Annotated in this window: 15 protein-coding genes; 6 read left to right on the top strand and 9 right to left on the bottom strand. The window is 73.3% G+C overall.

The annotated features are described in order from the left end of the window. Nucleotides 1-25: 25 nt before the first annotated feature. The 5 genes from C7M71_RS08490 to fxlM all read right to left on the bottom strand — a co-directional run bounded on the left by C7M71_RS08490 (nucleotide 26) and on the right by fxlM (nucleotide 6,958). Complete coding sequence (locus tag C7M71_RS08490; protein WP_111489957.1) at nucleotides 26-1,093, bottom strand: thiopeptide-type bacteriocin biosynthesis protein; 1,068 nt, start codon at nucleotides 1,091-1,093, stop codon at nucleotides 26-28. Continuing rightward, entirely contained in the window at nucleotides 1,075-2,310 is a 1,236-nt protein-coding gene (locus tag C7M71_RS08485) for a lanthionine synthetase C family protein (protein WP_111489958.1), read from the bottom strand. The genes C7M71_RS08490 and C7M71_RS08485 overlap by 19 nt, the downstream gene beginning before the upstream one ends. Then, the gene (locus C7M71_RS08480; RefSeq protein ID WP_111489959.1) at nucleotides 2,307-5,381 is read right to left on the bottom strand and encodes a lantibiotic dehydratase; all 3,075 of its coding nucleotides are present in this window, start codon (nucleotides 5,379-5,381) and stop codon (nucleotides 2,307-2,309) included. The genes C7M71_RS08485 and C7M71_RS08480 overlap by 4 nt, the downstream gene beginning before the upstream one ends. Before the next feature lie 86 nt (nucleotides 5,382-5,467). Next, nucleotides 5,468-5,674 (bottom strand): FxLD family lanthipeptide, encoded by a 207-nt coding sequence (locus tag C7M71_RS08475; RefSeq protein ID WP_111489976.1) that lies wholly within the window; start codon nucleotides 5,672-5,674, stop codon nucleotides 5,468-5,470. Nucleotides 5,675-5,725: 51 nt separating this feature from the next. Next, nucleotides 5,726-6,958 (bottom strand): methyltransferase, FxLD system, encoded by a 1,233-nt coding sequence (fxlM, locus tag C7M71_RS08470; protein WP_111489960.1) that lies wholly within the window; start codon nucleotides 6,956-6,958, stop codon nucleotides 5,726-5,728. Nucleotides 6,959-7,472: 514 nt separating this feature from the next. On the opposite strand from fxlM, the gene C7M71_RS08465 reads away from it, so the two are divergent. Together C7M71_RS08465 and C7M71_RS08460 are read left to right on the top strand one after the other, a co-directional pair. Beyond that, nucleotides 7,473-8,906, top strand: coding sequence for a helix-turn-helix domain-containing protein (locus C7M71_RS08465; RefSeq protein ID WP_111489961.1), 1,434 nt, complete (start codon nucleotides 7,473-7,475; stop codon nucleotides 8,904-8,906). Next, on the top strand, nucleotides 8,903-9,805 hold the full coding sequence (locus C7M71_RS08460; RefSeq protein WP_111489962.1) for an aminoglycoside phosphotransferase family protein: 903 nt from the start codon (nucleotides 8,903-8,905) through the stop codon (nucleotides 9,803-9,805). The genes C7M71_RS08465 and C7M71_RS08460 overlap by 4 nt, the downstream gene beginning before the upstream one ends. 164 nt (nucleotides 9,806-9,969) lie before the next feature. Here the strand turns inward: C7M71_RS08460 and lysA are convergent, their stop codons facing one another. Both lysA and C7M71_RS08450 read right to left on the bottom strand, forming a co-directional pair. After that, entirely contained in the window at nucleotides 9,970-11,244 is a 1,275-nt protein-coding gene (gene lysA, locus C7M71_RS08455) for a diaminopimelate decarboxylase (RefSeq protein WP_175607657.1), read from the bottom strand. Nucleotides 11,245-11,250: 6 nt separating this feature from the next. After that, nucleotides 11,251-11,487, bottom strand: coding sequence for a hypothetical protein (locus C7M71_RS08450; protein WP_111489964.1), 237 nt, complete (start codon nucleotides 11,485-11,487; stop codon nucleotides 11,251-11,253). Nucleotides 11,488-11,769: 282 nt separating this feature from the next. On the opposite strand from C7M71_RS08450, the gene C7M71_RS08445 reads away from it, so the two are divergent. The 4 genes from C7M71_RS08445 to C7M71_RS08430 all read left to right on the top strand — a co-directional run bounded on the left by C7M71_RS08445 (nucleotide 11,770) and on the right by C7M71_RS08430 (nucleotide 18,073). Then, a complete protein-coding gene (locus tag C7M71_RS08445; protein WP_111489965.1) occupies nucleotides 11,770-13,071 on the top strand; it encodes a deoxyguanosinetriphosphate triphosphohydrolase in 1,302 nt (433 codons plus the stop codon). A gap of 164 nt (nucleotides 13,072-13,235) precedes the next feature. Beyond that, entirely contained in the window at nucleotides 13,236-14,501 is a 1,266-nt protein-coding gene (locus tag C7M71_RS08440) for an NAD(P)/FAD-dependent oxidoreductase (protein ID WP_111489966.1), read from the top strand. Nucleotides 14,502-14,559: 58 nt separating this feature from the next. Beyond that, nucleotides 14,560-16,476, top strand: coding sequence for a DNA primase (gene dnaG / locus C7M71_RS08435; protein ID WP_111489967.1), 1,917 nt, complete (start codon nucleotides 14,560-14,562; stop codon nucleotides 16,474-16,476). A gap of 322 nt (nucleotides 16,477-16,798) precedes the next feature. Next, nucleotides 16,799-18,073, top strand: a complete 1,275-nt coding sequence (locus C7M71_RS08430) for an RNA polymerase sigma factor (RefSeq protein WP_229758617.1) — start codon at nucleotides 16,799-16,801, stop codon at nucleotides 18,071-18,073. A 25-nt stretch (nucleotides 18,074-18,098) separates the two neighbouring features. Here the strand turns inward: C7M71_RS08430 and C7M71_RS08425 are convergent, their stop codons facing one another. Together C7M71_RS08425 and C7M71_RS08420 are read right to left on the bottom strand one after the other, a co-directional pair. After that, nucleotides 18,099-19,532: an FGGY family carbohydrate kinase gene (locus tag C7M71_RS08425; RefSeq protein ID WP_111489977.1), complete on the bottom strand. Its 1,434-nt coding sequence runs from the start codon at nucleotides 19,530-19,532 to the stop codon at nucleotides 18,099-18,101. 147 nt (nucleotides 19,533-19,679) lie between these two features. Then, a complete protein-coding gene (locus tag C7M71_RS08420; RefSeq protein ID WP_111489968.1) occupies nucleotides 19,680-19,961 on the bottom strand; it encodes a hypothetical protein in 282 nt (93 codons plus the stop codon).

Below are 19,961 nucleotides of genomic sequence, written 5' to 3'. Positions count from 1 at the left end.
CCCGGCCGGCGGTGCTCCGACCCGGTCATGTGCCCTCCCGCTGGAGTCCGGGGCCCGGTGCCGGAGGGGCGGGGGAGGCGGGCGCGTCGAGTATCGCGGCGCGGGCCGCCCACGACAGGACGCTCTGGGTGTGCAGCGGCAGGCCGAGGCGGTTCCAGTGGAAGATCACGTGGTACGCCAGGACGTGGCGCAGTCCGCGCTCCAGCGTCCCGGTGCGGGCCGCTGCCCCGAGGTCCTGTCCCGCTCGGCGGAAGGCGCCGGCCCAGTCGGCGGCGAACTCCGCCGGTCCGCCGGGGCCCCACAGCGGGCCGTCGGGGGCGAAGTCGGCGCGCAGGAGCGTGGCGATGTTCCCGGCCAGCTCCTGGAGCCGGTCCGGCGGGACATCGGAGGGAAGGGGGCGGTCCTCGCTGACGCGGTGCCAGGCGTCGCCCTGCTCGTACCACTCCAGGGCGGCGGCGCGCATCAGCGTCGTGCACAGCAGGACGGACAGCTCGCGACGGCCGAGCGCACGGTCACCGCGGCGGGTCAGGGCCAGGATGCCGGTGCTGTCCGCGGTGAACAGCTCGTGGGCGACCGTCATGGCGGCGCCGCCGCCGAAGGCCGGTGTCTCCGCCTCGTAGATGATGCCCGGCCACCAGCGCCGCAGATGCCCCGCAGTGACGAGGCCGTCCAGCGCAGCCGGCACGCTGGCCTTCGCGGCGTCGTGGGAGGTTCGCAGGCGCAGCCTCCAGCAGGGGTGCTTGCGGATGAACCACCAGCCGGTGAGATCGCCCTGCCGCTGCGCGGTGTGCAGCAGCGGTGCCAGGTGCTCGGCGGCCGTCTTTTCCGCGCTCGCCCAGTGGGTGAACTCCAGGTAGAGCTGCGTCCACCGGCTGTGGGCGCCGTGCTGCTCGGCGAGCGCTCGGCGGCCGGCGGTCGTGAAGAGCTCGACGGCCGTTGCCAGTTCGGCCGGGTCCAGGTCCGCCCGGAGAGCGGCTTCACCAAGCGGGGTACCGGCCAGGACCTCCCGGACGGCCCGCGCCGTCTCCGGGACGCCGGCCGGTAGCCGGGCCGACGGCACGGCCGGGGGCGAGGTCAGTCGATCAGCAGGCATGCGTCCCATCCGCAGGTCGGTGCCGCGTCGTTGGCGGCCGTGGTCAGGGCGAGGGCGGTCCCCGCGTCGCCGTCGAGGAAGCCGGGACCGGCGGTGCCTGGGCGGGCGTGGCGAGCCAGCGCTTTGGCCAGGCCGGGCAGGCGTGCGCGCAGGGCTGGGGTGAGAGCGTCGCGGGACGCACGCCACACCGTCTGGTACAGGCCCGCCCAGCCGTGGCACAGGCCGGTGTCGGTGATCTGGTCCAGCTGCGCGGGGTCATGGACGCAGGCGGTGAGCGCGTCCTCGAACTCGCGTTGGAGCTGGTGGTCATGGAGTGCGATGGCGGCGAGCTGACCGGCGCGGGCGATGCCGGGGGTGCCGTAGCACCAGCTCGGGCGGCCGGGTCCGGATTGGTGCGTCGTCCCGGTGCGCAGGTCGGCCGGCGACAGGTGCTCCGGCCACCATGGCCCGCTCGTCCCCTCCTGTCTCCATGCCGTCAGCCAGGCGCACAGGGCGGCGATGGCGTCGAGCTGACCGGCGACGGTGACGCGGCGGCGCGCGGCCTGGCTCAAGAGCAGAAGGACGCCGGTGATTCCGTGGGCGGCGCCGAGGTTGCCATGCCCCCCGGCGTAGCGGGAGGACATTCGGCCGTGCGGGTCATGGGCGACCCACCAGCCGGGCAGTTGGTGGCCGTCGGCCCGCAGCGGGCGGGTGAGCGCGACGAGATAGTCCAGGACCTGCTCCAGCGCGGTGCCGACCGGGTCGCGGCGCAGCAGATAGGCGCCGATGCCGGTGAGGCCGTAGAAGATGTCGTACTCGGCGAACGCCGGGAGTTGGCCTCGGGTGATGCGGGCGAGGGCGGCGGCGCTGCGGCGCCGGGCGAGGGCGGCGACGTGGAGGTCGAGCGTGGCCAGGGACTCCTCGTAGCGGGCTGGGGAGCCGGTGGCGGCGTGCAGCAGAAAGGCGAGGGCGGGCACGCCGAGGAACAGACCGGTGTTGTCGGCGGCGCTGATGTCGCCGCTGGCTGCGGTCGTGATCCAGGCGTGCGCCTGCTGCCAGGTTCCGTGGCCGGTGTAGGCGCGTTGGAGGTGGAGCAGGGCGATCCCGGCGGCGCCCTCGGCGAGGGAGTGCGCCTGCCAAGGTTCGTGCGGCGGTGGTGGTGCGGGCCGGTCCAGGGCCGCGGCGAACAGCTCCACCAGGTCGGCCGGGGCGGCGGGCGGCCGGGGCGGCGTGCTCATCGGACGCCATCCCGGCGAGAGGTGTGGCGCAGCGCGCACGCCCTGACCAGACGGCCGGTGGCGCGTTCGTCGTCCGGATCGACGCTGAGGGAGCGCACGTGGTGCTGGTGCAGGAGGGACCGAAGGACGGTCAGCGGGTCGCGCTCGACCTTCAGATGCTCCCGGTAGGCGGCCAGGGCCGATGCCCGGGTCTGCCATGCGGCTGCCAGGTCGCCGCCGCCGGGCAGCTCCCGCACGCCGGCGGACGGTTCGTACGGGTCCGCGAGGGCCAGGGTCTGGTCACGCAGAGCCTGGTCCAGCGGGCCGTGCTCGCGGGGCAGGTTCTCCACCAGCCAGTGCAGGCCCTGCGTGGGGGAGGCGGCGAAGCGGGCGGCGAGGTCGACCATGCCGGCCGCTGCCAGTGCCTGCGCTGGGACTCCAGCCTTTTCGGCCAGGCGGATCTGGGCGAGCGCCGCGGCGGAGTCCGCGACGAACACGATGTGCGCGGCGTCCATCGCCGCGCCGTGGCCGTAGCGTCCCGTCTGGGGCTCGTAGGTGGCCAGGGCCAGGTGGGAGGCCAGGTGTCGGCGGCGCAGTTCGGCCGCCCAGTCGCTGACGCGCCGCGCGACCTGCCCGTACGCGTCCGGGTGGGGCAGCGACAGGTAGAGGGCGAGGTACTGGTCGGCGTCCGGGCGGGCCAGGTCGCGGTGGCGCCGGAACCACCACCGCTCGGCGGGGTCGAGCCAGCTCGGCAGGTGGTGGGTGAGGATCTCGTCGTAGCGGGCCGGATGGGCTGACAGATGCACCGCCAGCACCTGGCCGCGCCCCGGCAGTTGGGCGGCGTCGCCCGCGACGCGGCGGAGCGGCCCGGTTGGCCGTCTGGGGGCGAGAGGCGTCTCCAGGGTCAGGGGCAGGAGCAGTTCGTGGGGGCGGCCGAGCCAGGCCACCGCGTCGGGAGCCGGTGCCTCGCCCAGTTCGAGGCGTCCGGCGGCATCCAGGCTGCGGCGCAGCATCATCCGGTGCAGCGAGTGGTCGAGGTCCAGCGGGAGCCGCTGGTCGTCGTCGACGACCGTCACCCGCTCAGGTACCCGCAGCCTGCCCCGCCACGCCGTAAGCGCCTTGTCCCACTCGGTGGTTGCGGCACCGTGGCTGGGCAGGTCCTGGGATCTGAGCATCCAGCGGGCAGGGGAGAGCACGGTGCTGCGGTAGCGCACCCGCGGCAGGTAGGGCAGATGGACGGCCGCTCCGAAGTCGAAGCCCTTGTAGGCGGCCGACCGGGCGGTGGTGATCTCTGCGAGGAACCGGGCCAGGGCAGGGGTGTGCACACCGGCCTCCAGCGCGTGCGCGACCCGCGGTTCCACGAGGCGCCCGGTGGACATCTGCACGAGCTGGAAGGCGCGGGCGTCCGCGGTGACCGCCAGGTCCGCAAGACCGATCACGCCGTCGGTATCGGCGCGGTGCTCGCTGACCGGGATGACGTGGGGCAGGACCTGCCGGGTGCGGATGATGTTCTCGGTGCGGCGGCGCCTCGGCGCGAACGACAACTGCGCGGCGACCACCCCGGGGTCGGCGGTCTCGTAGGTGGCGGCGACCGCGGCCTGGTCCGGTTCGGGCAGCAGGTGGGTGAAGCGGCCGGCCATGCTGGCTCCCGGCCGCGGCGCCCCGGTCACCACCAGGCGGAACGCCCCCCGCGCGAGGGCTTCCAGGGAGGCGGCGTGGATCTCGACCGCGATCTCGACCCTCGGCACGGGGATCAGCTCAGCGTCCTGGCCGAGGGCCAGGTCCGCAATCACCTCCTTGGTCAGGACGATCTCCTCGCGCCGCTCCAGCAGGGCCTGCTGGATCAGGGCGAGGAGCTTCTCGTCGCGCTCGGTCACCTGCCGGGGCGGGCGGCCCAGCGCGGCGCCCTGGTAGTCGGCGGGCAGGCCGAGGCCGCTGTCGGCGACCAGGTCCAGGACGGGGACCAGCGCGCCGGTCCCGTACCGGGCGCGGAACGCGCGGTGGTAATCGCGCCACTGCTGGTACCCGAACGGCTGCGGGGTGAGCCGGTACATGACGCAGGCCGCCTCCTGCGCCTCCTGGACCACCTGCTCGGGGATCTCTATGTCGCAGTCCAGGGCGGTGTCGACGATCAGTGGCACCGGCGTGACCGTGCTGACCGCGTTCATCCGCTCGATCAGCCCGGCACGGGCCGACCACGCAGCCGTCGGGTCCTGGTCGGCGAGTCCGTCGCGGATCTCATACAGCCTGCGCACCAGGTCCGCGACCGCCCCGACCGTCTCGGCCCCGGCGGCTTCGAGCTCCCGGCACAGGTGCCCCAGGCCGTCCAGGTGGGTCATCGGCGGCCACAGGCTGGTGATCAGCATGTTCTGAGTGATCAGCCCGCGCAGCACGGAGTCGACCTGCTGCGGCGCAGCGGCGGGGAACCGGCTTACGAGCAGGGAGCGCAGGTCGTCGTACGGGATCGGGGCCCGGGCAGCGTCCAGCACCGCGCAGACCGGTCGGGTCACACCGACCGAGACCTCCAGGGGGGCGAGCAGGTGGGCACGCCCATCCGCTGGCGCCCCCGGGACCACGAAGCGGCCCCCGCGCATCCGCCCCGCGTCGTTGACGACCACCGGCAGCCGGCGCAGCAGGTCGGGATGCTGCTCCAGGCACCCGATGACATCCGCCAGCCACTCCGCGTCGGGCCGCACGAACGCGGTGTGCCCGGTTCCCCAGGAGGCACGGGGCACGGAGCCGATCCGCGCGGCGGCGACGCCGGCGAACAGGGCGAAAGGCGTGGGGCGGCGCTGCCAGCGCAGCAGGTAGGAGGCGACCGAGAGCACGGTCCGGCGCAGCTGCCGTGCCCCGCAGGACGCGTCGGCCAGGACGGCGTCGACCTGGCGGCACAGGACGGGGCTGGCCGCGCTCAGGGCGTCGCGGACGTCCTCGCGCCGCCACACCTGGCCTAGCCATCCCCGGGCCCGCGCCGCGCCGGCGTCGCCGCACAGGTCCAGATCACCGGGCAGACCCAGGTCCCCCGGATCGGTGGTGGCGCGCAGTATCGCGCCGCCCCGCCACCGGTAGCGCAGCGGTGAACTCGATGCCATCGGCCCCTCCCCTGGGAACGCGTGCTGCCGGGTACCGGTGGTGTGCCGGGCGGGGACCGCCCGGCACACCACCGGCGTCGGACCCGTCAGACCGGGTCGTCGGTGAAGCTGGTGCAGGCGCTTCCGCTGCAGGAGGAGCCGCAGCCGTCACTCGTGGAGCACGCGAGCTTGCCGTTGGGATGGGCGGCGACGACGACCCTCACGTCGAGCGAGAACTCGTCGGCGAAGGCGCCGTCGGCAGCGGGCCGCTCGGCCAGCGCCGTGGCGCCGCCCGAGACGCGGGTGTCCGCCATCTCGATCACTCTCCTGTTCTTCTTCTCGGTGGGTGGTGCAGGACGCCTGGCCTAGGCGGCGGTCGCCGCAGGCCAGGAGATGGAGATCCGGCAGTGCTGCTTGTCGATGACCCGCCCGTCGGGCAGCTGGTCATCGGGGGTGTCGGCCGGGTAGACGCGGATCACCGGGCCGGGGCCGCTGCGGCGCTCCCGTTCCCAGGTGCGGATCTGCTCGGCGACGCGCTCGGCGAGCGCGACGGCGTCGGGCCCGAGGGCATGCACGCCGAACTCGACCGACGCCTCGTCGGCAGTGCGGCGGGTGGTGACGTAGGCGAAACTGCCGCCGTCGACGGCGGCCATGCAGAACCACCTGTTCGCCGGCGCCACCAGACCGGTATCCAGATCCGGGTCGACGGCCATGATGCAGAAGCCGTCCAGGACCGTGGCCAGGTACAGCTGGAGCGTGTCGAACGGCTCCTGCCGCCCGATCAGCACGCCGCTCCAGGTCTCCGCCCGCGGCGTGCGCACCGCGTTGTCCAGGCGGCTGGGGTCTGCGGGCAGTCCGTCGTCGAAGCGCAGCCCGATCTCGCCCGTACCGGTGACCAGCAGCAACTCCTCACGGTGCGCGCCCGCGCCCTGCATCGGCACGAACCCGCACACCTGCGCCGAGACGCTGGTCAGGTGGTCACCGGCGCGGTCGAAGGCGATCGACCGGGTCAGCCCCCGCATCCGCAGCGGCACTACCAGCCGCCCGCCGGCGGTCAGCTGGGACACCCAGGCCGGCGGGATGTCCCAGGCACCGGCCGTCACCACGATCCTGTCGTACAGGCCGTACGCGGGAACACCGTCCGTGGCGTCCGCGCAGACCACACGGACACGGGTGTAGCCGGCGCCCGCCAGCAGACGAGCAGCCCGATCCGTGACCTCAGGGTCGATGTCGACCGTCGTCACCTCGCCGGAAGCACCCACCAGCTCGGCGATCAAGGCCGCGTTGTATCCGCCCGAGCCGACCTCCAGCACCCGCATGCCCGGCTCGATCCCGGCCTGCTCCAGCATCATCGCCTGGATCTGCGGTGCCGACACCGAACTCATGATGACCCCGTGCTCGTCCTTCTTGGTGAACACGGCGTTGTAGGCGCTGTACACCTCGTCCATGGACGCGTCCGGGGCGAACTGGTGCCGGGGGACCGCACGCATCGCGGTCTCGACCGGTTTCGAGACGATCGTGCCGTCCGCGATGAGGGTATCGACGATCTGGTCGCGCAGTTGAGCGGCCCGATCAGGGTCGGCGGTCACGTCAGTCATGGAGAAAGTCCTTCCTGCAATGCATCTGTTGGTTGGTCACCGCATCGCGGGCCGAGGTAGATCCGGCGCCGGCCGCGCCGGAGTGTAATCACGCCATTACGCCCTGAGGCGGGTGCGGGCGGATCAGTCCATGCCCGATCGGGCCGATCACCGCAAATGGGCCGCACGTGGATCACTGCACACGTAGGCTCAGCTGGCGCAGGCGGCACCACGGGCGCGCAGATGGGGCTGGTCATGGCTGGCGGGCCTCTCGACTGACGGATGCCGGTAGACCCGGCCACCTGGCAGTACCTAACCGCCCCTCCGACTGTGTTGGCTGCTGTACGGACGTATGCAGATGTGTATGCACGTGTAGGCACGGTGGAGCATTGGGCATGACGAAGATGCAGGGCACACTCTTAGGGCGGCTCCCTGCCCAGTTCGCGCACTGCTGCGACACCTCGGCTCCTGGCGTCGCTCGCGTCCTCGCGAACGCTCCGGAAGCTCTCGACGTCGGCATGGGCCGGCGGCCGGTATGCGTCCGCCTCGCTCGGGTCTGGTGATTGCCATGCCTTCCGAGGACAGCGTCCCGCCCGCCAACGGACCGACACCCCGCCAGGCTCTCGGGGCACGCATCCGAGCCGAACGCGCTGCGAGAGGCTGGACCACAACCGAGTTCGTGACTCTGCTCAATAGCGCGGCCAACGGCACAGTGCCGGGCAGTGTGGACCGCAGCGCGCTCTACCGCTGGGAGACGGGACGCGTTCGCCCTACTCGGTGGCTACCCTCCATTGCCAAGGTCCTGGGCATCTCTGTCGAGGAACTGCTTGGGGCCGGTGAGCTGCTGGCGAACAGTCCCCGGCCAGGCACGGTCTCAGCCCCGGCTTTTGCTACCGCCGGGATCGGGCGCATGATGGGGGTTCCGCCGTTCGGAAGCGAGCTGCCTGTGGACCGACGAACCTTTATTGGCGCTGGTGGCGTGGCAGCACTGACCCCTGGAACCATGCTGGCGCTGGTCGAGTCACTGGGGCGCAGTCCTCTTCCCGAGGAAGTCCGGTCAGAGGACGTGGACCACGTTCACGCAGCCGCAGCTGCCCTGAAGGGGCTGGACGGGCGCTACGGCGGAGGCGGCATCGTCCGGGACGCTGCCATCGCCCAGCTGGGATGGGCGGTGAGGCTTCTGGACAGACGCTGCACCTCGTCGTTGCGTCCCCAATTGCTCACCGCTGTCGGGCTACTTGCGGTGGTGATCGGTGCAGCGGCTTTCGACTCCTATGCCCACGACGACGCGCGCAAGGTCTTGTCATTGGCGACCACCTGTGCCGAGGAAGCAGGAAACTGGGGCTTGCGCGCCCACGCCCTCTCCTGGCGCTCCCGTCAGGAGACCTGGTGCGGCAACTTGCAGTTGGGGCTGACCTACGCCGAGCTGGGTCTGGCTCGCGCCGATCGGCTCCTGCCCGTGGAGCGTGCCTGGCTGTACAACGCGTGCGCCCGCGGACTCGCGAAGATGGGCCGCCTCCAGGACACCCTCGCCGCCGTCGGCGCCTCGGACGACGCCTGGGCACACCATGACCCCGGCCGAGAGCCGATCCCGGTATGGATGAACTTCTACGACCACGCTCAGCACCACGGCGACACCGGGCACGCTCTCTGCGACATCGCGCTGTACGGCGGCCCCGCGAAGGAGGCCGTCACCCGCCTGCAGACCGCAGTCGACGGCCACACCTCGAACGTCGTCCGCTCCCGGGCCCTATCCCGCGGCAGGATCGCCACTGTGCTGATGGCGACAGGTGACCCTGAGGAAGCGTCAGTCGTCGGAACCACGGCGCTGGCCGAAATCGGCCGGCTGCGGTCCCGGAGGGCCGCAGACGATATGCGCGTACTTCACCAGCTCGCAGACCCGCACCAGGGGAACGCGGCGGTCGACCATCTTCGGGAGCGCATCGTCGTGGCCGTGACCCAAGCGTGAGCATCGCCCAGGCACGAGAACGCAGTCTGTCCATCCTCCGTGAGGCATCCGGTCGGCTCGGCCTGCCGGTTGAGCCGGGGGAGCCGATCCGCCTCGGAGAGAACGCCGTCTGGCGGCTTCCCGGCGAAGTCGTCGCCCGTATTGCCAGACCCGGCCAGCAGGCTGCCGCCCGCAAGGAGATCGCTGTCGCCCGCTGGCTCTCGGATGTCGGCCTGCCTGCGGTGCGACCACTGGATGTCGAGCAGCCGGTCGAGGTCCGCGGCCACAGCATCACCTACTGGCACGAACTGCCCCCGCACAGGCGCGGCACCCCCGCTGAGACCGCGTCCGTACTCCGCCGCCTGCACTCCCTCCAGCCCCCCACCACCGGGATCATCGGTCCACTCGACCCGTTCGTACGACTTGACGCCCGCATCGCCACCGCGGCAGCCGCCGACATCATCGACACCGCCGAGCAGGACTGGCTGCGCGCACACCTCCGCCGACTCCACGTCGAATGGGAGCACCTGCCTCAGGGCAGACCACACTGCGTGATCCACGGTGACGCCTGGATCGGCAACCTCGCCGTCACCCCGGATGGCACCCCTCATCTCCTTGACCTCGAACGCTGCGCCATCGGCCCCCCGGAATGGGACCTGACCTCCACAGCCGCCGGTCGCGATCTGTTCGCACACGTCAGCACGGCCGAATACGAGCAGTACACCCGTGCATACGGATATGACGTCACTTCATGGAAGGGCTTCCCGATCCTGCGCGGAGTCCGCGAACTGCGCGTCACACTCTTTGCCCTCCAGTACGCCTCGGACCACCCCGGCATGGCGGACCGCGCTCGCCACCGCCTGGAATGCCTCCAGGGCCATCACGGACCCCGTCCCTGGGACTGGCCGGTCATGGACTGACCTGCACCGGACAGCCCAGGACCACGAAGGACCACCCGGCCGAGGCGGGATGGCCTGACACGCCACGCACGCGTTGTGGCGGTCCGGTCTCGGGCGGCGGGCGGCGGGCGGCGGGCGGCGGGCAGCGGGGGTGCTGGGGAGCGTCAACGAGCTGGGTGCTGGGCCTAGACCTCGGTCTCCAGGGCCAGCAGTTCCTGGACGGTCTGGCGGCGGCGGATCAGCCGGGTGCGGTCGCCGTCCACCAGGACCTCGGGGATCAGCGGGCGGGAGTTGTAGGTGGAGGACATGCTGGCGCCGTAGGCGCCGGTGTCATGGAAGACCACCAGGTCGCCGATCTCGGCCCGGGGCAGCGGGATCGGCTGTACATCGCCGCCCTCGACCTGGGTGAAGACATCCCCGGACTCGCAGAGCGGCCCGGCCAGCACGGTGTCCCGCAGCGCCTCGCCGCGCACCGCGCCACCGGGCGCCAGCACCGAGACGCGGTGGCTGCTGCCGTACATGGCGGGCCGCATCAGGTCGTTGAAGCCGGCGTCCACCAGCACGAAGTGGTTGCCGCCCATGGGCTTGTCGGCCCGTACCTCGGCGGCCAGCACCCCGGAGCCGGCCACCAGGAAGCGGCCCGGTTCGATCTCCAGCCGCACCGGGTGGCCGAGTTCGGAGACCAGCTCCTGCCGGGCGGCGTCCCAGAGCCGGAAGTACCGGTCGGTGTCCACCTCCGGGTCGCCCGGCCGGTACGGCACGGAGAGCCCGCCGCCGGCCGAGATGGCGCGCACGTCCCGCCCGGTCAGCCGGACCTGCTTGACCATGGTCTCGCAGACCTGCTCCAGGTGGAGGTAGTCGACCCCGGAGCCGATGTGCATATGGAGGCCGACCAGGTCCAGCCGGTGGCGGTCCACCAGCTCCAGGCTCTCCGCCAGGTACTCGTGCCAGATACCGTGCTTGCTGTGCTCGCCGCCGGTGTTGGTCTTGCGGCTGTGGCCGTGGCCGAAGCCCGGGTTGATCCGGATCCACACCGGGTGGCCGGGTGCGGCCCGGCCCACCTGGTCCAGCATCTGCGGTGACCCGGCGTTGACCGGGATGCCCAGCTCCACCACCCGCCGCAGGGTGGCGCGGTCCAGCAGGTCGGCGGTGAAGACCACCGGCTCCTCGGGCCCGCCGACGGTGTAGCCGGCGGCCAGCGCCCGTTCGACCTCCCCGACCGAGACCGCGTCGACGAGTACGCCCTCCTCCCGCATCAGCCGCAGGATGTGGATGTTGGAGCAGGCCTTCTGGGCGAAGCGGATCACGTCGAACTGCCGCAGCCGGGCGATCTGGGCGCGGATACGGGCGGCGTCGTACATCCACACCGGGGTGCCGTGCCGTTCCGCGACGGTGGCGACGCGGGGGCCGCTGAGGGCGCCGGACAGCTCGCCGGTGCCTGAGGTGGGGGCAGTGGTCATGGTCAGTCAGTCCTTCTCGCCGATCAGCAGCCCGATGCCCAGATCCTGCTCCAGTCCCCGCAGGATCTGCTCCGCCGTCCGCAGGACGGACGGGTGGTCGGGCCCGTGCAGGATGAAGCGGGCCGCCACCTGCCCGGCCTTCACCGGCAGACCCGGCCCGGTCCGGTACTCCTCGAAGCCCGCCACCTGGCGTACCGCCGGATGGTCCGCGACCCGGTCCAGTGCGGCGGCGGCCGAGAGCACCCCGCCGTATGATGGCCCGTCAGCTATGCCGCGATGTACGAGCCGAGCTCCACGCAGAACGGGCAGAACGCCGGAAGACCGCGTCCACCCGGCGTCCGCCGGGCCGCAGCACCCCGGAGGCGTCCGCGTCCGGCTCGTCCATGGCGCAGGCGATGGTCTCCCGGCCGTGGCGGCGCCCGCTCATGGAGGAGCCTGGCCCGCCGCCGAATCTCGCGCCGGGCGGCGGCGGTCCGCGCGGCGCTGGGCCGGGGTGTCGGGGGCCGGGCGTACGGTTGCCGGTATATGGATGACACCGATCAGGCCCTTGCGGTCGAGCCCGCGTACGATCCCGCCGCCGAGGCGCGGTGGGTGCCCGAGCCGGACAAGAGGCCCGGGCGGACGGCGTTTCAGCGCGACCGGGCGCGGGTGCTGCACTCCGCCGCGCTGCGGCGGCTCGCCGGGACGACGCAGGTGGTGGCGCCGATGCTCAGCGACTTCCCCCGGACCCGGCTGACCCATTCGCTGGAGTGCGCCCAGGTGGGGCGGGAACTGGGGGCGGCGCTCGGATGCGATCCGGACCTGGTGGAGACGGCCTGCCTGGCACACGACCTGGGGCATCCGCCGTTCGGGCACACCGGGGAGTCGGCGCTTGACCAGGCTGCCGAGGGGTGCGGGGGCTTCGAGGGCAATGCGCAGTCGCTGCGGATCCTGACCCTGCTGGAACCCAAGCGGTTCGCCCCGGCCGAGGAGGCCCCGGCCCGGCTGGCGCCCTGGCCGGGCCGCAGCGTGGGGCTGAACCTCACCCGGGCCGCGCTGGACGCCGCCACCAAGTACCCCTGGGTGCGCGGCGAGCACCCGACCGAGCCGGGGTCGCGGAAGTACGGCGTCTACGCGGAGGACCTGGCGGTCTTCCGCTGGGTGCGGGCCGCCGCGCCGCCCGGGCGGCGGTGCTTCGAGGCGACGGTGATGGACTGGTCCGACGATGTCGCCTACTCGGTGCACGACGTGGAGGACGGCCTGCACGCCGGCCATGTCGACCCGGCCGCGCTGGGCGACCGGGACGAGCGGGCGGAGCTGTTCCGGGTGGCGGCCCGTCATGCGCCGGGCGCGGAGCCCGAGGAGCTCGGCGAGGCGCTGGACCGGCTTCAGGCGCAGGAGTGGTGGCCGCACACCTACGACGGATCGGCCCGCGACCGGTCGCGGCTCAAGGACGCCACCAGCCAGCTGATCGGCCGCTTCTGCCTGGCCGCCGAGCGGGCCACCCGGGAGCGCTACGGCCCGGGGCGGCTGACCCGCTACCGGGCCGAGCTGGTGGTGCCGTACGCCACCCGGCTGGAGTGCGCCGTGCTCAAGGCGGTCGCGGTCCGCTATGTGATGCAGCGCGCCGAGCAGGCCGAGCTGCGCTCCCGGCAGCGGGTGGTGATCGCGGAGCTGGCCGAGGTGCTGGTCCGGGACGCACCGCACGGGCTGGACCCGCTCTTCAGGGCCCTCTTCGAGGAGGCGGCGGACGACCGGGCGCGGCTGCGCGCGGTGGTCGACCAGATCGCCTCGCTGACCGACGCCTCCGCGCTGGCGCTGCACCGCACGCTGGTACGGGAGCGCTGAGCCGAGATCGGTCACGCAGCACTCTTCACGTACGCGACCGCATGGGGGACGCTCGACCGCATCGAACGGCCCGTTGGGCCCCGGCCCCAGCCCCGGCGGCGCAGTAACCTGGCACTCACGGTGCGTGGCGGCATCCGCCCGCCGCGGAACAGGAGAGAGCGGACGTGGTGGACACCAACGAGACCCATGTCATCGTGGGCGCCGGCCTGGCCGGTGCCAAGGCGGCGGAGACCCTGCGCTCGGAGGGCTTCACCGGGCGGGTGATACTGCTCGGCGACGAGCGGGAGAAGCCGTACGAGCGGCCGGGGCTCTCCAAGAAGTTCCTCACCGGCGCCGAGGAGCGCGACGCCCTCCGGGTCCACGACCCCTCCTGGTACACCGCCCACGAGGTGGAACTGCACCTGGGCCAGCCGGTGACCGCCCTGGACCGGGAGGCCAAGGAGGTCCGGCTGGGGGACGGCACGGCCATCCGCTACCAGAAGCTGCTGCTGGCCACCGGCTCCTCGCCGCGCCCCCTCCGGGTACCCGGCGCCGACCTGGCCGGGGTCCACTACCTGCGGCGGCTGCCGCACGCCGAGCGGCTGCGGGCGGTGCTGCGGAACCTGGGCCGGGAGAACGGGCAGCTGCTGATCGTCGGCGCGGGCTGGATCGGCCTGGAGGTCGCGGCGGCGGCGCGCGGCTATGGAGCCGAGGTGACCGTGGTCGAGCCGCAGCCCACCCCGCTGTACGGGGTGCTCGGCCCCGAGCTGGGCGGCTTCTTCGCCGACCTGCACCGGGACCGCGGTGTCTCCTTCCAGCTGGGCGCCTCGATCACCGAGGTGGTCGGCCAGGACGGGATGGTGCTGGCCGCCCTCACCGACACCGGCGAGGAACTGCCCGCACACGCCATGCTGATCGGCATCGGCGCCGCCCCGGACACCGCCCTCGCCGAGGCGGCCGGACTGGAGATCGCACCCCGGGAGGAGGGCGGCGGGGTCGCCGTGGACGCCTCGCTGCGCACCGCCGACCCGGATGTCTTCGCGGCGGGCGACCTGGCCTCCGCGTACCACCCGGTCTTCGGTCGGCGGCTGCGGGTCGAGCACTGGGCCAACGCCCTCAACGGCGGCCCGGCCGCCGCCCGGGCGATGCTGGGCCGGGAGGTGGTCTACGACCGGCTGCCGTACTTCTTCAGCGACCAGTACGACCTGGGCATGGAGTACTCGGGCTACGCCGCGCCGGGGGAGTACGCCCAGGTGGTGATCCGGGGGGACGCGGGCAAGCGCGAGTTCATCGCCTTCTGGCTGGACGGCGAGAACCGGGTGCTGGCCGGGATGAACGTCAATGTGTGGGACGTCACCGACCCGATCCAGCGGCTGGTCCGCTCCCGGCGGCCGGTGGACCCGGAGCGGCTGGCCGACCCGGGGGTGCCGCTGGACGCGCTGCCGGGCTGAGCGCCGATCGGGGGCGACGCCGGTCGGGGGCGTGGGGCCGCCGCCGTAGACTGCCTGGGTGGCAGGCCGGATCAGGGACGAGGACGTACAGACGGTGCGCAGCGCGCTGCCCATCGACGCGGTCGTCTCCGACTACGTCCAGCTGGTCAGCGGCGGCGGCGCGCAGCTCAAGGGTGTCTGCCCGTTCCACGACGAGAAGTCGGCGTCGTTCTACGTCAACCCCAGCAAGGGCGTGTACCACTGCTTCGGCTGCCAGGCCGGGGGGGACACCCTCGACTTTGTGATGAAGGTGGAGCACCTCTCCTTCACCGAGGCCGTGGAGCGGCTCGCGGCCCAGGCCGGGATCACCCTGCGCTACGAGGAGGGCGGCTACACCCCCGGTCGGCAGAAGGGGGAGCGGACCCGGCTGGTGGAGGCGCACAAGGTGGCCGCCGCCTGGTTCGCCGAGCAGCTGGAGAGCCCCGAGGCGGAGATCGGCCGCCGCTTCCTGGGCGAGCGCGGCTTCGACGCGGCGGCGGCCAAGCACTTCGGGGTGGGCTACGCCCCGGTGGGCTGGGAGCACCTGGTGCGGTTCCTGCGCGGCCGGGGGTTCGCCGACCGGGAGATCCTGGGCGGCGGCCTGGCCTCGCAGGGGCAGCGGGGCGGCCTGATCGACCGCTTTCGGGGCCGCCTGGTCTGGCCGATCCGCGACATCACCGGCGAGGTGGTGGGTTTCGGCGCCCGCCGGCTGCGCGAGGACGACAACGGGCCCAAGTACCTCAACACCCCCGAGACCGCGATCTACAAGAAGTCGCATGTGCTCTACGGCATCGACCTGGCGAAGAAGGAGATCGCCAAGTCGGGCCGGGCGGTGGTGGTGGAGGGTTACACGGACGTCATGGCCTGCCATCTGGCCGGGGTGACCACGGCCGTGGCCACCTGCGGTACGGCGTTCGGCGAGGACCACATCAAGATCATCCGTCGGCTGCTGATGGACACCTCCGCCTACCGGGGCGAGACCGTCTTCACCTTCGACGGCGACGCGGCCGGGCAGAAGGCCGCGCTGCGGGCCTTCGAGGACGACCAGAAGTTCGCCGCGCGGACCTCCATCGCGGTCTCCCCCGGCGGCATGGACCCCTGCGAACTGCGGCTCGCGGAGGGGGACGCGGCGGTCCGCAACCTGGTGGACAACCCGGTGCCGCTCTTCGAGTTCGCCATCCGCAGCACGGTCGCCCGGCACCGGGTGGAGACCGCCGAGGGACGCGCCGCCGCGCTGGAGGAGGCGGCGCCGATCGTCGCCCGGATCAAGGACCGCTCCATCCAGCACCAGTACGCGGTGCAGCTGGGCGGCATGCTCGGCATCCTGGACGAGCAGTTCGTGGTCCGCCGGGTCGCCCAGATCGGCCGCTGGCAGCGGGAACGCGAGCAGACCAGGGGCGCGGGCGCCCCCGCCGGGCGCCGTACGGAGGCACCCGCCCCGGCTCCGGCGCCCGCGCGTCCGGCCGCGCCGCGCCTCAACCCGCGCGACCCGGCGCAGTTCGTCGAGCGGGAGCTGCTCAAGCTCGCCCTCCAGTACCCGGCCCTGGTCACCCCGGCCTTCGACAACTTCGGCGAGGACGAGTTCCCCACCGCCCCCTACACCGCCGTCCGCCGCGCCGTCGCCAAGGCCGGGGGCGCCGCGTACGGGGCGCAGCTGCCCGACTTCACCGCCCGGGTCCGCGAGGCCGCGCCGGACGACGGCGTACGGGGCCTGATCACCGAGCTGACCGTGGAACCCATCCGCACCCGCCGCGCCCCCGATGCCGTCTACGCTGGCGAGTTCCTGGTGAAGCTGCGCCTCCAGGCGGTGGACTCCCGGGTGGCCGAGGTCCGCGCCCACCTCCAGCGGCTGGGCAACCGCGCCTCCCCGGAGGAGCTGGCCGCCGTCCAGGGCGAGCTGTGGGCGCTGGAGCAGTACCGCAACAGCCTGCGGACGAGGGGCGCGGCGGCCTTGTAACCGCCGACGGCCCGTACCGGGCAAAAAACCACCGCACGAGTATCGGCCGTGACGTGCGGCGTACCCCACACTGGAAGCGGTGCCCCAGTCATCGCAGCGCGGGACGGCCGCGGCAGTCGGCACCCCGCCCACGGATTCCCGAGTGGAGGGCGGCACGCCGCCCGCCGCCCCGGTGTCGCATGCGCCGACACCCCAGCAGCAGCAAGCCCCACAGCACCCCGAGCAGCAGCACCCCGCGCAGCACCCCGTCCAGCAGCACCCCGTCCAGCAGGCGCCCGGACCCTCAGCACCCCCCGGGCCCTCCGCGCAGGAAGGGAACGATGTGGACCTCGCCCTCACGGCCCGCCCCGCCCCGCACACCGGCCCGGCCGCCGACCGCGCCCGCCACCACGACGGGCCGCCCGGTGGCCCCGACGACCCCGGCCTCCCGGAGGGCCGCCCCGAGGCCCCCGGCGACGCGGCCGGGGAGCAGGACGAGCCGGAGGCGCCCGAGGACGCCGCCGACCCCAGCGACGCCGACCTGGCCGACCTCCCCGCCGAGGAACCCGAGGCCATCGCGGAGCCCGAGGCCGTCGGGGAGCCCGAGGCCGTCGCGGATCCCGAGGAGCCCGAGGACGCCCAAGCAGCCGACGAGCCCGAGGAGCCCGAGGAGCGCGCCCCGGCCCTGGACGAGGCGGCCGGCCCCTCCGCCGACCTGTTCCGCCAGTATCTGCGCGAGATCGGCCGCATCCCGCTGCTCACCGCAGCCGAGGAGGTGGAGCTGGCCCGCCAGGTCGAGGCCGGCCTCTTCGCCGAGCACTACCTGGGCGAGCACCTGGCCGGAGGAGTCGACGACCGGCTCGCCGACGACCTCGACCGCCTGGTGGTGCTCGGCCGGATGGCCAAGCGCCGCCTGATCGAGGCCAATCTGCGGCTGGTCGTCTCGGTGGCCAAGCGGTACGTCGGCCGCGGCCTGACCATGCTGGACCTGGTCCAGGAGGGCAACCTGGGGCTGATCCGCGCCGTGGAGAAGTTCGACTACGCCCGTGGCTACAAGTTCTCCACCTACGCCACCTGGTGGATCCGCCAGGCCATGAGCCGCGCCCTCGCCGACCAGGCCCGCACCATCCGGGTCCCGGTGCATGTGGTGGAGCTGATCAACCGGGTGGTACGGGTGCAGCGCAGGCTGCTCCAGGAGCGGGGCCAGGAGCCCAGCCCCGCCGACGTCGCCGCCGCCCTGGACCTCCCCGAGGAGCGGGTCACCGAGGTGCTGCGGCTCGCCCGGGAACCGGTCTCGCTGCATGCGCCGGTCGGCGAGGAGGACGACGTGGCCCTCGGCGACCTCATCGAGGACGCCGACGCCGCCTCGCCGGTCGAGTCCGCCGCGTTCATCCTGCTCCGCGAGCACCTGGAAGCCGTGCTCTCCACCCTCGGCGAGCGCGAGCGCAAGGTGGTGCAGCTGCGCTACGGCCTGGCCGACGGACGGCCGCGCACCCTGGAGGAGATCGGCCGCCTCTTCGGCGTCACCCGGGAGCGCATCCGGCAGATCGAGTCCAAGACCCTCAACAAGCTGCGCGACCACGCCTTCGCCGACCAGCTCCGCGGCTACCTCGACTGAACGCAGCCCGGGGAACGCGGCCGGGTCAGTAGCGCTCCTCCGGGTGCATCTGCTCGCGCACCGAGGCGTACTGCTGGCGCACCGCCTGTCCGAAGGCGACATCCTCGCCGGGCTCCACGGTCACCGCGTCGGGCAGCTCCCACTGCGGCGGCTCGGCGGTACCGGCCAGCGCCCAGGCGGCCTGCCGCGCCCCGCCGCGCGCCGCGTAGTCGCCCGGCGGCGGGATCACCACGGGCACACCCAGCACCAGCGGGGCGATGTGCTGCACGGCGGCGAGCCGGCCGGCCGATCCGACCAGGAAGACCCGGCGTACCGCGACCCCGCGCCCACGCAGCACATCCAGCGCGTCCGCGATCCCGCAGAGCATGCCCTCCACCGCCGCCCGCGCCACATGCTCGCGCCGCATCGACTCCGCGCGCAGCCCGCTGAGCGTCCCGGCGGCGTGCGGCAGATACGGGGTGCGCTCGCCCTCCAGGTAGGGCAGCAGCACCAGCCCGTAGGAGCCGGGGGAGGACTGGAGGGCGAGTTCGCTGAGCCCCTCCAGGTCGACGCCGAGCAGTGCCGCCGTGCAGCGCAGCACCTGGACGGCGTTGAGGGTGCCGACCAGCGGCAGATGGCGGCCGGTGGCGTCGGCGAACGAGGAGATGGTGCCGCCCGGGTCGACCAGCGGCTCGTCATGGACGGCGAAGACGGTGCCGGTGGTGCCCAGCGAGACCACCGCGTCACCGGGCCCGGCGCCCAGCCCCAGTGCGGCGGCCATGTTGTCACCGGTCCCGGCCGAGATCAGCAGCCCCTCCGGGGTCTCCCCGGCGGGTTCCGCAGGGCCCAGCACCTCGGGCAGCCGTACCTCGTGGCCGAGCGCCAGCTTCACCAGGTCGGTCCGGTACTGGCCGGTGACCGGCGACCAGTAGCCGGTGCCGGAGGCGTCACCCCGGTCCGTGGTACGGCGTCGGGGGTGGCCCAGCAGCTGCCACACCAGCCAGTCGTGCGGCAGCAGCACCTCGGCCAGCCGTGCCGCCGAGCCGGGTTCGAACTCGGCGAGCCAGCGCAGCTTGGCGACCGTGTAGGAGGCGTCCGGCACGGCTCCGATGGCCTGCGCCCAGGCGCCGGGTCCGCCGAGGGCGTCGATCAGCGTGGCGGCGGCGCCGGAGGCCCGGGGGTCGTTCCAGAGCAGCGCGGGTCGGACCAGCACGCCCCCGGCGTCCAGGCCGACCATGCCGTGCTGCTGGGCGGAGACGCCGATGGCGCGGACGCCCTCCAGGATGCCCCCGGTGGCTGCGGCGCCGAGCGAGTGCAGCCACAGCTGGGGGTCGATCTCGGAGGTCCGGGAGGTCTCCTCCGATCCGGCGGGCACCGGGTGCGGGGCGCGGTTGTCGCGCAGTACGCCGCCGGTGTCGGCGTCGCAGGCGACGATCTTCGTGTACTGGGTCGAGCAGTCGATACCGGCGACAATGGCCATGTCGAGATCATGCACCACCGCGCGCGCCCGCGTACCGCCGGACTCCGCAAGCGTGTCCCTTCCGGTATGGAGCCGGGCGCGGGGCCCGGCTCCGCGGAGGGCCGCCTCGGCCGCCCGGCGGCTGCATCGGTCGGGGCGGGCCCGGCGTCAGTGCCTGCCGGTGCCCCAGCCGTCCTCCTCGGTCGTCTTCCGGCGCAGGTAGGGGACCCGGTCGGCGACCGACGGCGGCAGCCGGTCGCCGACCCTGCCCGCCGCCTTGCCCGCCACCGCGCCGGCCGTCTCCTTGGCCTGCCGGGCGGCGTCCTGCACCCGGGGGCTCTGGGCGACGCCGCGCGCGGACTTGGCCAGCTGCTCATACCGCTCGCGGCCGGCCCGGGCGCCCAGCACATAGCCGGCGGCGAGCCCCGCGACGAACGTCAGTTTGCGCAT

The sequence above is a fragment of the Peterkaempfera bronchialis genome (genome assembly GCF_003258605.2).
Lineage (GTDB): Bacteria > Actinomycetota > Actinomycetes > Streptomycetales > Streptomycetaceae > Peterkaempfera > Peterkaempfera bronchialis.
The sequence above is the reverse complement of the archived record's forward strand: the minus strand, read 5'-3'. Positions and strand labels throughout refer to the sequence as shown.

Excerpts from the sequence above, each read along its gene's own strand:
- lysA (WP_175607657.1), bottom strand. The coding sequence starts at position 11,244 with ATGACCACTGCCCCCACCTCAGGCACCGGCGAGCTGTCCGGCGCCCTC.
- C7M71_RS08425 (WP_111489977.1), bottom strand. The coding sequence starts at position 19,532 with ATGGCCATTGTCGCCGGTATCGACTGCTCGACCCAGTACACGAAGATC.
- C7M71_RS08475 (WP_111489976.1), bottom strand. The coding sequence starts at position 5,674 with ATGGCGGACACCCGCGTCTCGGGCGGCGCCACGGCGCTGGCCGAGCGG.
- C7M71_RS08485 (WP_111489958.1), bottom strand. The coding sequence starts at position 2,310 with ATGAGCACGCCGCCCCGGCCGCCCGCCGCCCCGGCCGACCTGGTGGAG.
- C7M71_RS08480 (WP_111489959.1), bottom strand. The coding sequence starts at position 5,381 with ATGGCATCGAGTTCACCGCTGCGCTACCGGTGGCGGGGCGGCGCGATA.
- C7M71_RS08465 (WP_111489961.1), top strand. The coding sequence starts at position 7,473 with ATGCGTCCGCCTCGCTCGGGTCTGGTGATTGCCATGCCTTCCGAGGAC.
- C7M71_RS08445 (WP_111489965.1), top strand. The coding sequence starts at position 11,770 with ATGGATGACACCGATCAGGCCCTTGCGGTCGAGCCCGCGTACGATCCC.
- C7M71_RS08490 (WP_111489957.1), bottom strand. The coding sequence starts at position 1,093 with ATGCCTGCTGATCGACTGACCTCGCCCCCGGCCGTGCCGTCGGCCCGG.
- fxlM (WP_111489960.1), bottom strand. The coding sequence starts at position 6,958 with ATGACTGACGTGACCGCCGACCCTGATCGGGCCGCTCAACTGCGCGAC.
- C7M71_RS08420 (WP_111489968.1), bottom strand. The coding sequence starts at position 19,961 with ATGCGCAAACTGACGTTCGTCGCGGGGCTCGCCGCCGGCTATGTGCTG.